Source organism: Devosia sp. RR2S18, from assembly GCF_030177755.1.
GTDB lineage: Bacteria > Pseudomonadota > Alphaproteobacteria > Rhizobiales > Devosiaceae > Devosia > Devosia rhizosphaerae.
Genome location: NZ_CP126539.1, coordinates 205,856 through 221,642 on the forward strand (window position 1 = coordinate 205,856; position 15,787 = coordinate 221,642).

The 15,787-nt window shown below is 61.1% G+C and carries 21 protein-coding genes; 8 read left to right on the forward strand and 13 right to left on the reverse strand.

Features of this window, described 5'->3' with window-relative positions:
• Positions 1-81: 81 nt before the first annotated feature.
• The 6 genes from hisF to hisB all read right to left on the reverse strand — a co-directional run bounded on the left by hisF (position 82) and on the right by hisB (position 3,806).
• Positions 82-879, reverse strand: coding sequence for an imidazole glycerol phosphate synthase subunit HisF (hisF, locus tag QOV41_RS00995; RefSeq protein WP_284578924.1), 798 nt, complete (start codon positions 877-879; stop codon positions 82-84).
• A 25-nt stretch (positions 880-904) separates the two neighbouring features.
• On the reverse strand, positions 905-1,231 hold the full coding sequence (locus tag QOV41_RS01000) for a hypothetical protein (protein WP_284578925.1): 327 nt from the start codon (positions 1,229-1,231) through the stop codon (positions 905-907).
• Complete coding sequence (gene hisA, locus QOV41_RS01005) at positions 1,228-1,959, reverse strand: 1-(5-phosphoribosyl)-5-[(5-phosphoribosylamino)methylideneamino]imidazole-4-carboxamide isomerase (RefSeq protein WP_284578926.1); 732 nt, start codon at positions 1,957-1,959, stop codon at positions 1,228-1,230. The genes QOV41_RS01000 and hisA overlap by 4 nt, the downstream gene beginning before the upstream one ends.
• Before the next feature lie 133 nt (positions 1,960-2,092).
• Positions 2,093-2,743: an imidazole glycerol phosphate synthase subunit HisH gene (hisH, locus tag QOV41_RS01010; protein WP_284578927.1), complete on the reverse strand. Its 651-nt coding sequence runs from the start codon at positions 2,741-2,743 to the stop codon at positions 2,093-2,095.
• Positions 2,740-3,087: a DUF2628 domain-containing protein gene (locus QOV41_RS01015; protein WP_284578928.1), complete on the reverse strand. Its 348-nt coding sequence runs from the start codon at positions 3,085-3,087 to the stop codon at positions 2,740-2,742. Before QOV41_RS01015 ends, hisH begins: the two co-directional genes overlap by 4 nt.
• Before the next feature lie 131 nt (positions 3,088-3,218).
• Complete coding sequence (gene hisB / locus QOV41_RS01020) at positions 3,219-3,806, reverse strand: imidazoleglycerol-phosphate dehydratase HisB (RefSeq protein WP_284578929.1); 588 nt, start codon at positions 3,804-3,806, stop codon at positions 3,219-3,221.
• Positions 3,807-4,238: 432 nt separating this feature from the next.
• Here hisB and hslV point away from each other — a divergent pair, with 432 nt between their 5' ends.
• The 3 genes from hslV to hslU are packed head-to-tail and all read left to right on the forward strand — an operon-like array spanning position 4,239 to position 6,618.
• Positions 4,239-4,799, forward strand: coding sequence for an ATP-dependent protease subunit HslV (gene hslV, locus QOV41_RS01025; protein WP_284578931.1), 561 nt, complete (start codon positions 4,239-4,241; stop codon positions 4,797-4,799).
• The gene (locus tag QOV41_RS01030; RefSeq protein WP_284578932.1) at positions 4,796-5,314 is read left to right on the forward strand and encodes a GNAT family N-acetyltransferase; all 519 of its coding nucleotides are present in this window, start codon (positions 4,796-4,798) and stop codon (positions 5,312-5,314) included. Before hslV ends, QOV41_RS01030 begins: the two co-directional genes overlap by 4 nt.
• Positions 5,311-6,618 (forward strand): ATP-dependent protease ATPase subunit HslU, encoded by a 1,308-nt coding sequence (gene hslU / locus QOV41_RS01035; RefSeq protein WP_284578933.1) that lies wholly within the window; start codon positions 5,311-5,313, stop codon positions 6,616-6,618. Before QOV41_RS01030 ends, hslU begins: the two co-directional genes overlap by 4 nt.
• 26 nt (positions 6,619-6,644) lie before the next feature.
• Here hslU and QOV41_RS01040 read toward each other — a convergent pair whose 3' ends face one another.
• From QOV41_RS01040 to QOV41_RS01050, 3 genes are read right to left on the reverse strand one after another with little or no spacing between them, the layout of a single operon-like run.
• The gene (locus QOV41_RS01040; RefSeq protein ID WP_284578935.1) at positions 6,645-7,013 is read right to left on the reverse strand and encodes a helix-turn-helix domain-containing protein; all 369 of its coding nucleotides are present in this window, start codon (positions 7,011-7,013) and stop codon (positions 6,645-6,647) included.
• Positions 7,010-7,624 carry a Smr/MutS family protein gene (locus QOV41_RS01045; RefSeq protein WP_284578937.1) on the reverse strand — a complete coding sequence of 205 codons (615 nt, stop codon included), beginning with the start codon at positions 7,622-7,624 and terminating at the stop codon, positions 7,010-7,012. Before QOV41_RS01045 ends, QOV41_RS01040 begins: the two co-directional genes overlap by 4 nt.
• A 24-nt stretch (positions 7,625-7,648) precedes the next feature.
• Positions 7,649-8,359 carry a Tim44/TimA family putative adaptor protein gene (locus tag QOV41_RS01050; RefSeq protein ID WP_284578938.1) on the reverse strand — a complete coding sequence of 237 codons (711 nt, stop codon included), beginning with the start codon at positions 8,357-8,359 and terminating at the stop codon, positions 7,649-7,651.
• A 161-nt stretch (positions 8,360-8,520) separates the two neighbouring features.
• Between QOV41_RS01050 and QOV41_RS01055 the strand changes: the two genes are divergently transcribed.
• Positions 8,521-8,988: an FxsA family protein gene (locus tag QOV41_RS01055; RefSeq protein ID WP_284578939.1), complete on the forward strand. Its 468-nt coding sequence runs from the start codon at positions 8,521-8,523 to the stop codon at positions 8,986-8,988.
• Positions 8,989-9,075: 87 nt separating this feature from the next.
• Positions 9,076-9,597 carry a protein-export chaperone SecB gene (gene secB, locus QOV41_RS01060; protein ID WP_284578940.1) on the forward strand — a complete coding sequence of 174 codons (522 nt, stop codon included), beginning with the start codon at positions 9,076-9,078 and terminating at the stop codon, positions 9,595-9,597.
• A 55-nt stretch (positions 9,598-9,652) separates the two neighbouring features.
• Here the strand turns inward: secB and dnaQ are convergent, their stop codons facing one another.
• The 4 genes from dnaQ to QOV41_RS01080 are packed head-to-tail and all read right to left on the reverse strand — an operon-like array spanning position 9,653 to position 12,397.
• On the reverse strand, positions 9,653-10,381 hold the full coding sequence (dnaQ, locus tag QOV41_RS01065) for a DNA polymerase III subunit epsilon (protein WP_284581411.1): 729 nt from the start codon (positions 10,379-10,381) through the stop codon (positions 9,653-9,655).
• Positions 10,381-10,974, reverse strand: a complete 594-nt coding sequence (gene coaE, locus QOV41_RS01070) for a dephospho-CoA kinase (protein ID WP_284578941.1) — start codon at positions 10,972-10,974, stop codon at positions 10,381-10,383. Before coaE ends, dnaQ begins: the two co-directional genes overlap by 1 nt.
• Before the next feature lie 2 nt (positions 10,975-10,976).
• Positions 10,977-11,807 (reverse strand): shikimate dehydrogenase, encoded by an 831-nt coding sequence (locus tag QOV41_RS01075; protein WP_284578942.1) that lies wholly within the window; start codon positions 11,805-11,807, stop codon positions 10,977-10,979.
• A complete protein-coding gene (locus tag QOV41_RS01080; RefSeq protein WP_284581413.1) occupies positions 11,804-12,397 on the reverse strand; it encodes a Maf family protein in 594 nt (197 codons plus the stop codon). The genes QOV41_RS01075 and QOV41_RS01080 overlap by 4 nt, the downstream gene beginning before the upstream one ends.
• 442 nt (positions 12,398-12,839) lie before the next feature.
• Between QOV41_RS01080 and hemE the strand changes: the two genes are divergently transcribed.
• The 3 genes from hemE (at position 12,840) to rho (ending at position 15,779) form a co-directional block, all read left to right on the forward strand.
• On the forward strand, positions 12,840-13,874 hold the full coding sequence (gene hemE, locus QOV41_RS01085) for a uroporphyrinogen decarboxylase (protein ID WP_284578943.1): 1,035 nt from the start codon (positions 12,840-12,842) through the stop codon (positions 13,872-13,874).
• A 27-nt stretch (positions 13,875-13,901) separates the two neighbouring features.
• A complete protein-coding gene (hemJ, locus tag QOV41_RS01090; protein WP_284578944.1) occupies positions 13,902-14,327 on the forward strand; it encodes a protoporphyrinogen oxidase HemJ in 426 nt (141 codons plus the stop codon).
• Positions 14,328-14,513: 186 nt separating this feature from the next.
• Positions 14,514-15,779 (forward strand): transcription termination factor Rho, encoded by a 1,266-nt coding sequence (rho, locus tag QOV41_RS01095; RefSeq protein ID WP_284578946.1) that lies wholly within the window; start codon positions 14,514-14,516, stop codon positions 15,777-15,779.
• The last annotated feature ends 8 nt before the right edge of the window (positions 15,780-15,787 follow it).

Below are 15,787 nucleotides of genomic sequence, written 5' to 3' on the forward strand. Positions count from 1 at the left end.
CCAGGAGAAGATGCTGCGGCAGGCTATTGGAGCCGACGCATAGTGCAAAAGCTCTGCGCCGTCACCCGCAACCTTGCCCGCTCAGGCGGCCGGGTCCATGCGCACGTCGACGCCATGCTCACGCAGATAGGCCTTGGCCTGGGGAATGGTGAAGGTCCCAAAGTGGAAAATGGAGGCGGCAAGCACGGCGCTGGCATGGCCCTCCTTCACGCCTTCCACCAAATGCTCCAGCGTGCCGACGCCGCCTGAGGCGATCACCGGCACCTCGACTTCATCGGCGATGGCACGGGTGAGCTTGAGGTCGAAGCCGGACTTGGTGCCGTCCCGATCCATCGAGGTCACCAGCAATTCGCCCGCCCCACGCTCAACCATGCGGCTGGCGAATTCCACCGCATCGATGCCGGTCGGCTTGCGGCCCCCATGGGTATAGATCTCCCACTCGGACCGGTTGTCGCCGCCGGCGCGCTGCTCCAGCCGCTGCTTGGCATCAACCGACACGACGATGCACTGATTGCCGAACTTGTCGGCCGCGCGCGCGATGAAATCGGGATCGTTCACCGCAGCCGAGTTGATGGCCACCTTGTCGGCCCCCGCCAGCAGCAGCCGGCGAATGTCTTCGATGCTCCTGACGCCGCCGCCCACCGTCACGGGCATAAAGCAATGCTCGGCCGTCCGCGCCACCACATCGAAGATGGTCTCCCGCCCTTCATGGCTGGCGGCGATATCGAGAAAAGTCAGTTCATCAGCACCGGCTGCATCATAGGCGATGGCAGCTGCGACCGGATCACCGGCATCCACCAGGTCGACGAACTGCACGCCCTTGACCACGCGGCCACCGGCGACATCAAGGCAGGGAATGAGGCGGGTCTTGAGGGTCATGGGTCAGGATACCACAAAGGTGAACTCACGCCGCCAGGCGAAGTCGCCGCCAGGCAAGCAGATGGATGATGAAGACAGCCGTCCAGGCGATCAGCGCGCCACCGCCGAGCGGCAGGGTCATCACCGCCAGCCAGGAGAGGCCTTTCATGGCATAGAGCAGCCCGCCGATGTCGGGGCCCAGAACCGGGCAGGGCAGGGGAGCCATTTCACCGATTTCACACCCATTGGCATCAGCGAGGACGATTGCCAGGACAACGGACACGATCGGCCAGACAGCGAACGCCAGGGCAGCCGTGAGAAACGTGGCGTGGAAAGCCCAGGGAAAACGGCGCAGGAAAACGGGCATGCTCACGCTGCCGCCTTGAGCCGGGCCAGTGCTTCACGTGAATCAATCCGGCCATCATAGAGCGCCCGGCCGGAAATAGCGCCTGCCAGCACCCGATAGTCCGGCTGGGTCATGCGCTCGATATCGTCCATGGAGGCGAGGCCACCCGAGGCGATCACCGGAATGGAAGTAGCCCGCGCCAGCTCTAGTGTAGACTCCCAATTGATGCCGGCCAAAACACCGTCCCGATCAATGTCGGTATAAATGATGGCGGCAACGCCTGCGCCCTCAAAACGCTTGGCCAGTTCGATGACCGATAGCTCGGAGGTCTCGGCCCAACCTTCCACCGCAACCATGCCGCTCCGCGCGTCGATGCCCACCGCCACCTGACCGGGAAAACGCCGCGCGGCTTCCTTGACCAGCGCCGGATCCCGCACTGCCACGGTGCCGAGGATCACCCGCGCCAGCCCCTTTTCGAGCCAAGTTTCAATGTGATGGAGCGTGCGAATACCGCCGCCGAGCTGCACCGGAAAACTGACCGTTTTGAGAATGGCTTCGACCGCAGAGCCATTGACGCTCTCGCCGGCAAAGGCGCCGTTGAGATCAACAACGTGCAGATACTCGAAGCCCTGATCCTCGAAGCTCTTGGCCTGGGCAGCCGGATCGTCATTAAAGATGGTCGCCTGGGCCATGTCGCCTAGCTTGAGGCGCACGCACTGGCCGTCCTTGAGATCGATGGCGGGAAAAAGGATCATGCGGAAAAGCTCCGGGATTTTACCGCCACCCAATCTCCCGATCGGCGGAAGAGAGAATGGGCGGGCGGCAGGAGGGTGCCAAGAACTGGATGCGCCTCCTCCCCCTTGAAGGGGGAGGTCGACTGGGGGTGCCTCACGGCGTCCACCTCATGAAATTCTCGATCAGCCGCAGACCTAGTGTCTGCGACTTCTCCGGATGGAACTGCGCGCCAAACATATTGTCACGCGCGACACAGGCGGTCAGCGGTCCACCATAATCCGTCGTCGCTACCCGCATGTTCTCGTCTTCCGCCACCAGATGGTAGGAATGGACGAAATAGGCATGGAGACCGTCGGGGCCACCGGCAATACCCGTCAAGAGCTCATGGGGGTGAGCGATGTCGATGGTGTTCCACCCCATGTGCGGGATCTTGAGGGCAGGGTCAGTCGGTCGGATCTTCTCGACCGCCCCGGGGATCCAGCCAAGGCCCGGGGTTACCGCCTTCTCGCGACCTTCCGAGGCCATCAGCTGCATGCCGACACAGACGCCCAGAAAAGGCACGCCAGCGCGGATCACCCGCTCCTCGAGCACCTCTACCATCCCCGGCACGGCGTCGAGACCGGCCTTGCAATCGGCAAAGGCCCCAACTCCGGGCAGCATGATGCGGTCAGCGCTGCGGACCTGTTCAGGATCGGCGGTCACGAGGATTTCGATTTCGCCGACGGCCACCGCCATGCGCTCGAACGCCTTGGCGGCCGAGTGTAGATTGCCCGCCCCATAATCAATGATCGTGACAGCACTCATCGTAGGGCCTCCAACTGCGCCAATTCCATGCTGGGGGCGACCATCTCGCCCCGGTAGCGCCAGCCGCGGCGCCGCAGCGCCTGCCGCCGTAGTCCGGGCGCGGCAAACCCGATGGCGACTGTCACCAGAAAATAGAGCGCCACGACCGCGTCCTCACCCAGCCAGCCCCAGCTCAATCGCAGCGCCAGCACCAGGGCGATAAAGGCGAGCAACTCCAGCCACAAGCCATACACCAAGGCAAAGATCGGTGGCAGGAGTGCCGCAAGCCAGGAGAACCGGTCCGGAATCGCTGCAGGCACGGCAGCTGCACCGAGCTTAGGATCGAAAATGGCATAGAGGGTCAAGACACTCTCCAATGACGCAATTGTCCTCTTGGGCAGGTGCGGCCGCACGGCACGGCTCGCGCAGCCTCGGACTTAAGAGGATACAAGCTGATCGAGGCTGACTTAGTGCAAAAGCCCCGGCAGCGAAAGCCTCAGAGGGTTCCCTTGGTCGAGGGCACCCGATCTCCGGCACGGGGGTCGATCTCCACCGCCTCCCGCAGCGCGCGCGCCACGGCCTTGAACATCGACTCGGCCAAATGATGGTTGTTGTCGGCGTAGAAGTTCTCGAGGTGGAGCGTGATGCCAGCATTCATCGCGAAGGCCTGGAAGAATTCGCGGAAGAGCTCGGTGTCGATCTCGCCGATCTTGTCGCGCGAGAACTCGGCCCGGAACACGAGAAAGGGCCGGCCCGACACATCGAGCGCCGCGCGCGTCAACGTCCCGTCCATCGGCAGGTCGCTCGAGGCATAGCGGCGGATGCCCTTCTTGTCGCCCAGGGCCTGCTTGATGGCTTGGCCGAGCGCGATGCCGACATCCTCCACCGTGTGGTGAAAGTCGATATGCAGATCACCCTTGCAGGACACGTCCATATCGATCAGCGAATGACGGCTCAGCTGGTCCAGCATGTGGTCGAAGAAGCCGACGCCGGTCGCCATCTGATGAACGCCGGTGCCGTCGAGATTGATCGAGACGGAGATCTCGGTCTCGTTGGTTTGGCGGGCGATAGTGGCGGTGCGCATGGTCGGTCTCCGGAATGCGGGGCTTCTTAGCAGATGGGCCTAAAGCCATAAAGATTGCGTTGCTTCCCACCGGCGTGAACTATTCCACTTATCCATCTTCTCCCCGTCGCTTGAAGCTCTGCCATACTCCACCCATCCCCGCGCCAGAGCGCGATCATGACGAGTGATGAGCGTGGGGACAGCTGGGGATGAAGGGTCGCCTTCATCACGTGGGCTTGTCAGCAGCTGTGTTTGGGACACAGCGTGGTGGACCTGCGAAAAAACCCCGGCGCAGTGGCGAGACCTTGGTTTCACTACTCACAAAATCATTCGAGACCGGGGTCTCGCCATTGCCGCTTACCGCGACCCGCTCGGGCGGGCGCATTCGCACGCCGGTTGCAATCATCCGTCTGCCTCCTAAATAGTACGCGACAGTTCGGAGTACTTCCCCCAATGAGTGAGAACACATTTCCCGGCTGGCACGGGACGACGATCGTTTCCGTGCGCAAGGGCAAAAAGGTCGTGGTGGCCGGCGATGGCCAGGTTTCCATGGGCCAGACCGTGATGAAGCATGGCGCCAAGAAGGTTCGCCGTCTTGCTAATGGCAAGGTTATCGGCGGTTTTGCCGGCGCGACCGCCGACGCCTTCACCTTATTCGAGCGGCTCGAAACCAAGCTCGAGCAATACCCCGACCAGTTGATGCGCGCTGCCGTCGAGCTGGCCAAGGACTGGCGCACCGATCGTTATCTGCGCAAGCTTGAAGCCATGATGATCGTGGCCGACAAGAGCGAGACCCTGGTCCTCACCGGCACCGGCGACGTCCTTACCCCTGACTATGGCGTTACCGCCATTGGTTCTGGCGGCAACTACGCCCTCTCGGCGGCGCTGGCATTGGCGCAGAACACCGAGATGGACGCTGAGGATATTGCTCGGCAGGCCATGAAGATCGCCGAGCAGATCTGCGTCTACACCAACGGCAATGTTACGCTCGAAGCTATCGAGCTGGGCGCGTGACACGTTCCGTCCGGCGGCTGACCGTCGCTGATCTCGACGCCTATCGGGCCATTCGGCTCGAGGGCTTGCGGGAGGCGCCCGAAGCTTTCGGCTCCTCCTATGAGGAGACCAGCGGACAGCCGGAAACCTACTACCGCGCCATCCTCGAGCGCTTGGCCGTGTTCGGTGGTTTTGGCCCGGACGGGGCGCTCCTCGGCGTAGTCGCCTTTGCCCGCCGCGAAGGCATCAAGGCGCGGCACGCCGCGGACATGATCTCGGTCTATGTCCGGCCCGAGGGTCGCGGTACCGGTTTGGCGAGGGCGCTGATCGACGCCGTGGTGGAACATGCCCGGCACCACGTGATCCAGCTCCATCTCGGCGTTGGCACCTACAACACCCCCGCTATCCGGCTCTACCAGCGGGCGGGATTTGCAATCTGCGGCACGGAGCCCCGTGCGCTTTTCGTGAACGGTCGATTTATCGACGAACACCAGATGGTGCGCTTTCTCGACAAGGCACCTGGAGAAGACCAATGAGTGAGACCAATTTTTCCCCGCGCGAGATCGTTTCCGAGCTCGACCGCAACATCGTGGGGCAGCATGATGCCAAGCGCGCCGTGGCCGTGGCGCTGCGCAATCGGTGGCGTCGCCAGCAGCTCCCCCCTGAATTGCGCCGCGAAGTCAGCCCCAAGAACATCCTGATGATCGGGCCCACCGGCGTGGGCAAGACCGAGATTTCGCGCCGCCTCGCGCGGCTGGCGCAGGCTCCCTTCATCAAGGTCGAAGCCACCAAGTTCACCGAAGTGGGCTATGTCGGCCGCGACGTCGAGCAGATCATCCGTGATCTTGTAGAAGCCGGCATCACCGTGCTCCGTGACAAGCGCCGCCGTGACGTGCAGGCGCAGGCGCACCACAATGCCGAAGAACGCGTGCTTGATGCGCTGGTCGGCTCCTCCGCTGCCCCCTCAACGCGCGATAGCTTCCGTCGCAAGCTGCGCGAGAACGAACTCGACGACAAGGAAATCGAGATCGAGATGACCCCGGCGGCTCCTTCGGGGTTCGACATCCCGGGCATGCCCAATGGCGGCATCGGCATGATCAATCTATCCGATATGTTCAAGCAGGCCATGGGTGGGCGCGGCGTCAAACGCAAGGTCAAGGTCAAGGACGCCTATGAGCCGCTGATCGCTGAAGAAGCCGACAAGCTGCTCGATCAGGACCAGCTCAAGAGCGAAGCCATCGAGCTCGTGGAAAACCACGGCATCGTCTTCATCGACGAGATCGACAAGGTGGCCCATCGCGAAGGCGGTGCCCAGGGCGGTCCGTCCCGTGAAGGTGTGCAGCGCGACCTGCTGCCGTTGATCGAAGGCACCACCGTCTCGACCAAATATGGCCCGGTCAACACCGACCACATCCTCTTTATCGCTTCTGGCGCCTTCCACGTCAGCAAGCCCAGCGATCTCCTGCCCGAACTACAGGGCCGCCTACCCATCCGGGTCGAACTCAAGGCTCTCACGCGCGAGGATTTCATTGGCATCCTCAATGACACCGAGGCCAGTCTCATTAAGCAATATGTGGCGCTGATGGGCACCGAGGGAGTAACGCTGGATTTCACCTCCGATGCCATCGAGGCGATTGCCGACGCTGCGGTCAAGGTCAACGGCTCGGTCGAAAATATCGGCGCCCGCCGCCTTCAGACTGTCATGGAGCGACTGGTCGAAGACATCAGCTTCGAGGCCCCCGACAAGGCGGGCGAGACCATCACCATCGACGCGGCCTTTGTTCGCGAAAAGGTTGGGGTGCTTGCCGGCGACAGCGACCTCAGCAAGTTCGTGCTCTAGAACGCAACACCGAGTGGGCGGGAGATTTAGCGCTTCCGCCCGGCGCGCCGCACCAGCTCGTCCCGTAGGAACCGCAGATCCTCGGTGTCCAGCCGCCTAATCTCGCCGGCCAGACGGTTGGTGAGTTCGGTCGCCTCGGGAACCAGTCCGCCTGTGTCGATAGTCACCTTGGGATCGCTGATTTCGGCGAGGCGCTGCAGTTCCTCCGCCTCATCCCAGATGACGTTGAAAAAGGCGATCATGCGGTGAAGGAGGAAGCCAGTCGGCTTGCCGCGTTTGCCATGCTCGAGTGCCGAGAGGTAGGCACTTGAAACATTCAGCGCGGCGGCCATCTCCTTAAGCGAGATGCCTCGTTCGTCCCGCAACTGCCGGATCTTGGCGCCAAGCGGGGTCATGCGCGGCGCAGGCGCACATACCACGCCCCCTCTCCACCATGGCCGCGTGCCGCCACGCTCCAGCCGGAAACCAACGGCGCCAGCGATGGCTCGCTGAGCCACACCGGCAGCATGGTGCGCAATACGCCGCGCTCGCTCATCGCAGCAACATAGTCATTGTCGGTCTTCAGCCCCTTGCCGGTGATCACCAGAATGGTCCGGTCGCCCCGCGCGAACCGCGCCTGCACATAGCGGTGCAGTGCCTCGCGCGCCTCGTTCTGCGTCATGCCGTGAAGGTCGATTGTCCCATCGATGTCGATGCGCCCCCGGATCACCTTGCGACGAACGGAAGGCTCCACCGCTTTGTCGGGCACTTTGGCGGAGGGCAGGGGAGCTTGGTAAGGGGGCAGGAAGGGCTTGACCGGTGGTCCCCGACGCGGCGCCTTGTGGGCCGGTGGCGCCTTTGCCGGCGCCATCTTTTCGGCCTCAGTCGCCTGGCTATCTTCGGGCAGGGGTAGCGGACCCTGGCCGAACTTCATCAGACGCTTGCGCCGCAGCGGCTCCACCGTTTCGGCGACAGCCTGCCAGAGGTGATAATCGTGCGGCAGCCGCTTGGGGTCACGCTTGGCCATAGCAAGACTGCCTGCCGCCTCGGCTCAGTCGAGCTGGTTGGTGCTGGTGAGCTTCCAATTGGGATCGCGCGACTTGGGATTGCGCGCAAAGGTCCACTCATCGGCGATGTTCTGCACCTGGTCGGCATTGCCTTCGATGAGGTTGCCATCCTTGTCGCGGGTAGCCGAGACCACTTCGGCGTGGAAGCGTACGGTCACCAACACGTTCTTGCGGTCATACTCGGCGGCGGAAAATTCCACCTTGGGCAAGCCAACAAAGGTGAAGTCCACTTTCTGGTCGGCCGCCTCGCGCTCGGTGATCGCTCGCACGAACCCTTCATAGACATCGCGCTCGAGCAAGTTCTTGAGCGTCTGTCGGTCGCCTTCGGCATAGGCGGTCACGATCATTTCATAGGCCTGCTTGGCGCCTTCCATGAAGCTCTTGGGCGTGAAGGTGGGGTCCGCCTCCACCACGCTGCGCAACCCAGCGGCCAGTTCGGCATCGCCCTGCGAATACTGCTCGATTTCGGCAGCAATCTTGCGCTGGCGCCGCTCGTCGTCCAACTCAGGAGCGCCGGCCTGCCGCGGACGGATTGGCACCACGGTCTCGTCATGCTCGCCTTCCACTGGCTTGCGCCGTTCCACCGGCGGCCGCTCGTGCCCCGTGCGCGTTCCCAGCACCGAGCGCAGCCGAAACAGCACAAAGACTGCAACGCCGATGACGATGAGAGTGGGCAGGTCGAAGAAATCTTCCATGGGCAGTCTACCTAACCGAAAACAGGCTTGCGTCCGAAGATACGCGGGAACGCTCGAATGGCGCGAGATTTGACCTATATATAGGGAATGCCCAACACTGAAACCAGTTCAGGTTGCGGCCAGAAGGTTTTTGCCGCACCCCGGCTGAAAGGAAGCTCCGCGTGGCCCGTTTTTTTGCCCTTGGCGTCATTCTGCTCCCGCTTGTCGAGATCGCCATCTTCATCAAGGTGGGTCAGACCATCGGGTTGTTGCCCACCCTGGCGCTGATCCTGGGCGCTGCCCTTGCGGGCGGACTCCTGCTCCGCCAGCAAGGGTTGAGCGTGCTTGGCCAATTGCGCAGCAATGTCAGCGCTGGACGCATGCCCGGTCGTACCATCGCCGACGCAATGATGATCGGCTTTGCGGCCGTCTTGCTGGTTCTGCCGGGCTTCCTCAGCGACATTGTTGCCTTGGCGCTGTTGCTGCCACCGTTCCGCCACTGGCTTTACGCAGCCCTCGCGCGGCGAGTGACGGTGGTTAGCACGACGGCCGGCTACTCCAGCCGAACGGCTCACGATCCCTATCGGGATACACGGCTCGATGGGCCCGACGTGGTTGATCTTGACGATGACGATTATCGGCGCCGCTAGCGATAGGTGGCCTGCCCCGAAAGCTTGTCGCTGTGGGCCAAAGATGCTAGCCAGCCGTCAACCAAAAAAGGCAAAGGGACCAACTCAATGGCTGACGAAACTCAGGGCGCCGCCGCCCCCCAGACCGCCAACCAGCCCTCGATGAACATGCTGGGCCAGTATATCCGCGACCTCTCGTTCGAAAATCCGGGCGCACCAGGCTCCATGCTGGGCGCTGGAAATCCGGCGTTCAACGTGCAGATCTCGGTCGGCGTGAAGAAGCAGTCGGACGACACCTATGCGGTGGAATTGACGCTCAATGCCAAAGCGAACCGCGAGACGACGGTGCTGTTCAACGTCGAGCTCGTCTATGGTGGTGTCTTCCGCCTTAAGAACGTGCCCGAGAACACCGTCAGCCAGCTGCTGATGATCGAATGCCCGCGCCTGATCTTCCCATTTGCCCGTCAGGTCCTGGCCAGCGTCACCCAGCAGGGCGGCTTCCCGCCCCTGATGATGGAGCCGGTCGATTTCGCCGCCATCTACCGCCAGAACCTCGCCAAGCTGGCGGCCCAGCAGGGCAGTGCTGCGGCACCGGGTGCTGGTGGCGAAGGCGAGCTCAAGCCGAACTAGCTGTTCCAGCTCTGCGATAAACCGACGCCCCGGCCTTGTGCCGGGGTTTTGTTTTTTAGAGGGCGATCCGCTGTTCCACGCTCATTTCGGCCGCTTCGTACTGCGCCCAAATGGAATCGGGGCCGAGCTTGGCGACAAGTTGAGCGTGTGCAGCAAGCTCGGCAGTGCTGATGCGGGGTGGTAGCGGTTGGGGGCGTTTGGCTGCCACGGCTCGTGCCGCAATGGCATCCGCGCCCGACACCCGGTTCTCGGCGACCAAAGCCAGACTGACCTGCTTGCCGCCGATGAGTTCAAGGTAGACCTCGGCCAGGATCTCACTATCCAGCAAGGCGCCGTGCAGCGTCCGTCGCGAGTTGTCGATGCCGTAGTGCTTGCAGAGGGCATCAAGGCTCACCCGTGCCCCAGGATGTCTCTCCCGCGCCAGCATTACCGTGTCGATTACCGGATTGGCGAGCGTCTTGTGGCCGGCCCTTTGCAGTTCGGCATTGAGAAAGCCAATGTCGAAAGCAGCATTATGGATGACAAGGGTGGCCTCACCGATAAATGCCTGGAAGTCCTCTACGACTTCGCCGAACCGCGGCTTGTCGGCCAGGAATTCCTCGGACAATCCGTGCACCCGAAAAGCCTCTTCAGGCATGGAGCGTTCCGGATTGATGTAGACGTGGTAGTGGCGACCCGACGGAATATGGTTGATCAGTTCGACACAACCGATTTCCACCAAGCGGTCGCCAGTTGCTGGTGACAGGCCGGTCGTTTCGGTATCGAGCACGATCTCGCGGTTGATCACTTGTGTTCCTTGGCTCTTATGCCTTCGACAAGGGCAGCGACCATCCCGCGCACCTGTTCGACCGAGGCACTCGTATCAAAGAGATAGCTCGCCCGCTTTTTCTTTTCCGCCTGTGGCATCTGCCGGGCAAGCACTGCGTCGAGCTTTTCCACGGTCATCCCTGGCCGGGCCAGTGCACGTTCTCGTTGAATGGCCTCATCGACCCAAGTGACCGCTATCGCATCAAAGCCATAATCATGCCCGCTTTCGAAGAGCAACGGCACCTCGACCACTGCCAGCGCATACCCTTTGTGCTCGGCGTCCTTCAGGAATTCGGCAATGCGCGCACGGACCAGCGGATGGACGATAGCTTCGAGAGGCGCAAAGCGCGTGGGATCGGCCGCGAGTTCGGCTGCCAGCCTGGCCCTATCGATCCTACCTTCCGCTACGACGCCAGGAAACAGTGCCTCGACCGGAGCAATGGCCTCGCCCTGGTAGAGTTCGGCAACGGCTTGATCGGCAGAAAAGACAGGCACATCCAGATCGGCGAAAGCCCGGAGCACTGTCGATTTGCCGGTTGCGATCGACCCGGTGATCCCGATACGCCACATGGCTAGCCTTCCAGTGTTGCTTCGATCTTGGCGCGCAAAGCCTTATCGACCTGCGGACGAACGCCGAACCAGGCTTCAAAGCCTGGGACAGCCTGGTGCAAAAGCATGCCCAGCCCGTCCACCGTTCGCAAGCCCAGCACGGCAGCATCCGCCAGCAGCGGCGTTACGAGCGGAGAATAGACGATATCGGTCACCAGCGCCGCTCCTGGTAACTTGCCGAAATCGAGACCATCGAAGCGCGTGCCGTGCATGCCGATCGAACTGGTATTGACGATAAGCTGCGCATGAGGTGCGAGTTCGTTGAAGTCGGTGAGACCTGCAGCGCGAAACGGCCCCTCAATCTCGCTAACCAACGCCTCAGCCTTGTCACGCGTCCGATTGAGTACATGAATTCGGCCGATGCCGCGGCTCCGCAAGGCAACCGAAATGGCCCGCGCTGCGCCGCCTGCCCCCAGCACGATGGCCTCATTGACCTCTTCATCCCACCCCGGCACCGCACTATCGAGATTGCCGAGGAAGCCGAGATAGTCGGTATTGGTCCCTCTCACCGAACCATCGTCGACCACCAGCGTGTTGACCGCCCCAATGGTTCTTGCAAGTGGGTCAACCTCATCGCAGAGCGCGAACACCGCCTCCTTATGGGGAATCGTCACATTGCCACCCGCGAATTCACCAGCGCGCAGCCGTTGGAAGAATTCTGGCAACTCAGCAGGAGCGACGTCGATGGCCGAATAGCTCCCTTCTATCGCGTGCTGGCTTAGCCAGTTGCCATGAATGAGCGGGGATCGGGAATGGGCGATCGGGTGGCCAATGACAAAGGCTTTGGTGGTCACGATAGCGTCTCGGGCGCGTGGGTTCGAAGGGCCGCCAGCAGCGGCAGCAAAGGCAGGCCAAGAATGGTAAAGTAATCCCCCTCTATGCTCTCGAATAGCCGGACAGACGGTCCCTCGAGGCGATAGCTGCCAACGCAGCCCAGAATGGCCTCGCCTTCTCGCCGGAGCACATCCTGCAGCTCACCAGCATCAAAGTTGCGCAGGCGTAGTCGCGCGACCTCCACCGTAGACCACAAGAGCTGGCGCCCGCGCATCACCGCGACGCCAGCATGGAGGTGGTGGATCCTGCCGCGCAGCAGGGTTAGCTGCATAGCTGCTTCACTCATGTCCCTCGGCTTGTGCAAAAGCTCGCCATCTAAAGCCAAGGTCTGGTCCGCACCGATCACGACGGCGTCGGGGTGCCGATCAGCGACGGAGCGGGCCTTCGCCATAGCCAGTCCTTCAGCAACCGCCGCAGCATCGCCACCGTTGTTGAGAATAGCGGTTTCTGCCGCCCGCTCGTCGAGCTCGGCCACGCTAAGTGAAAAGGTCAAACCGGCCTGCTCCAGCAAGGCTTTCCGGGCAGAACTGCGAGAGGCAAGGATCAGCATGAGCCAAGTGTTTTCCACACTGTCATCCCCAGCTCAAGGCCGGTCTGTGACAATGACTCATGACTTTGCCCCTGCCGCCTATTTGTTCGACTTGGTTTACGAAACGTTAACAGCCCAGCTTCGGTCCTGTCCTTCGCGACCCCTTGGATAGCTCTGGGGAAAACTTCCTCGTCGGCGGGAGAGCCCGAGCAAGGCTTCTCAACAGCCCGATTCGAATCGTTGACTCCGGAGTCACCGCGTTAAGGCTTTGTTCATCATTGTGGCAGAGCTGAAATCGATCGACCGGAGAATTCCGATTCACACCTCGTTAACCCTAGCTGCTGCGTTGTTCTGCCGCCATCAAGCCAATTGTGGATCAAGCTGAATTGGCTCAAAACACCGCCATGATGATAATGATACGAAGTAAGAAAGACTCTTATCGGGTTTGGAAGGGAATGGATCGATGACCCCGAGCCCGCACAAGCCGTTGCTCGCTACGGTGCTTGGTGAGCGCCAAACCCGCCCGCCGATGTGGATCATGCGTCAGGCAGGCCGCTACCTGCCCGAGTACCGAGAAGTCAGGGCCAAGGCGAATGGCTTTCTCGATCTGTGCTACAATCCGGATCTCGCCACCGAAGTGACGCTACAGCCCCTGCGCCGCTTTGATCTTGATGCCGCAATCCTGTTTTCTGACATCCTGGTCATTCCCGACGCGTTGGGCCAGTCAGTTCGCTTTGAACAAGGGGAAGGACCGATCCTTGAGCCGGTTACGGCGCAAACCATTGCGGCGCTGAAGCCGGAAAGAGCGCTTGATCATCTTGCTCCGGTCCTCGAAACCGTATCGCGGCTGCGCGCGACATTACCTGCCGAGAAGACGCTGATCGGCTTTTGTGGTGCCCCCTGGACCGTCGCCACCTACATGATCGGTGGTCGAGGATCGACCGACCAAGCCCAGGCGCGCCTATTTGCCCTGCGCGAACCGGAAGCTTTCGCCGCATTGGTCGACATTCTTGTCGAGACGAGCATTCAATATCTCGTTGCCCAGTTCAAAGCCGGTGCCGATGTCGTGCAGCTCTTTGAGAGCTGGGCCCTCAACCTCGATGAGGAAGCATTTACCCGCCAGGTCATTGAACCAAACCGCCGGATTGTTGCCGGGGTGCGCGCGCAGGTGCCGAACGCGCCCATTATTGGCTTCCCCCGTGGCGCTGCCGGCAATCTCAGCCGATACGCGGCTGAAACGGGCGTGAATGCCCTCGGTCTCGACTACTCTACGCCGCTTGAGTTCGCTACCCAGCACCTGCCGTCGCACCTGCCCGTACAAGGCAATCTTGATCCGTTGCGGCTGGTTGCCGGCGGCGCGCAAATGGAGCGCCGCGCTCAAGAGATTATTGCTGCCTTCGCCGATCGCCCCCACATTTTCAATCTTGGCCACGGCATCGTGCCGGAAACGCCAATCGCCCATGTGGAGCGGCTGGTCCAACTGGCGAAAGCCAGCTAAAGCGCAGCCGCAACGGAGAACTGCAGCATGGAATGGGTCAGGGCGTTTCACGTCCTTTCGGTGATCGCCTGGATGGCCGGCATGCTCTATCTGCCGCGCCTCTTCGTCTATCACGCCGATGCCGAGGTCGGCACGGTGCAGTCCGAGACCTTCAAGATTATGGAGCGACGGCTTTACCGCGGCATCACGACGCCGGCGATGATCGCCACCTGGGTGTTCGGGCTGTGGCTGGCTTTTGGCTTTGGCCTTGTCGATTTTTCGCAAGGCTGGATGTGGCTCAAGGCAGTCCTGGTTCTGGCGCTCAGCGCAGTCCATGGCTTTTATGGTCGACTGTTGCGAGCCTTTCAGCATGACCGCAATCAGCGACCCTCCAAATTCTTTAGAGCCATCAATGAAATACCCTTCGTCATGGCCATTTTCATCGTGATCGCTGTGATCGTGAAGCCCTTCTAAGCGCCTGTTTCACGTGAATCGACAACGCTGTTCACGGTTTCATCCTTGAAACTGTGAACAGATCAGGTTACATGGGCTCTAACGCATCCCAGACTATTGGCTGATCTCCCCGGTCGCCGCGCGGTGCCTACTCCCCTTTTTCTTTCGATCTCCATCTGTCGTTTCCCTCAAGGGTCCGTCCGCTACATGCAGAATATGAAGCTCAGCGAGCTCAAGGCTAAGTCTCCGGCCGAATTGCTGGTGTTCGCCGAAGAACACGAGGTCGAGAATGCCTCGACCATGCGCAAACAGGAACTGATGTTTGCCATTCTCAAGGAGCTTGCGGCCCAGGAAGTCGACATAACCGGGGAGGGCGTGGTCGAAATTCTGCCCGACGGTTTTGGGTTTCTGCGCTCTCCTGACGCCAACTATCTGCCGGGGCCGGACGACATCTATGTTAGCCCGTCCCAGATCCGGCGCTTCGGCCTGCGCACTGGCGACACTGTCGAGGGACAGATTCGCTCTCCCAAGGAAGGCGAACGCTATTTCGCTCTCCTCAAGGTCAACACAATCAATTTCGAAGATCCCGAGGCGGTCCGCCACAAGGTCAACTTCGACAATCTGACGCCGCTTTATCCCGAAGAGCGCCTGCGGATGGAGCTTCCCGATCCGACATTGAAGGACCGGTCAGCGCGGATGCTTGACCTTGTCGCTCCGCTGGGCAAGGGGCAGCGCGCGCTTATTGTTGCGCCGCCTCGTACTGGTAAGACAGTACTGTTGCAGAATATTGCACAGTCGATCGCCACAAATCACCCCGAGTGCTACCTCATTGTCCTGCTTATCGACGAGCGTCCAGAAGAAGTGACCGACATGCAGCGCTCCGTGCGCGGCGAAGTTATTTCTTCGACCTTCGACGAACCAGCGAGCCGGCACGTACAAGTGGCCGAGATGGTCATCGAGAAGGCCAAGCGCCTGGTCGAACACAAGCGCGATGTTGTTATTCTTCTCGATTCCATCACCCGCCTCGGCCGCGCCTACAACACTGTTGTGCCGAGCTCTGGTAAAGTGCTGACAGGCGGTGTCGACGCCAATGCGCTGCAGCGTCCTAAGCGTTTCTTTGGTGCGGCCCGCAACATCGAAGACGGTGGCTCGCTGACGATCATCTCCACTGCGCTGATCGATACGGGCTCCCGTATGGACGAGGTGATCTTCGAAGAGTTCAAGGGCACCGGAAACTCCGAGATCATTCTCGATCGCAAGGTCGCCGATAAGCGCATTTTCCCTGCCATCGACATCACCAAGTCTGGTACGCGCAAGGAAGAACTGCTGATAGAGCCCGATATTCTCAAGAAGATGTATGTGCTGCGACGTATCCTCAACCCAATGGGTACGATCGATGCTATGGAGTTCCTGATGGACAAGGTCCGTCAGACCAAGACCAATTCCGATTTCTTCGATTCCATGAACACATAGGCCGCGCT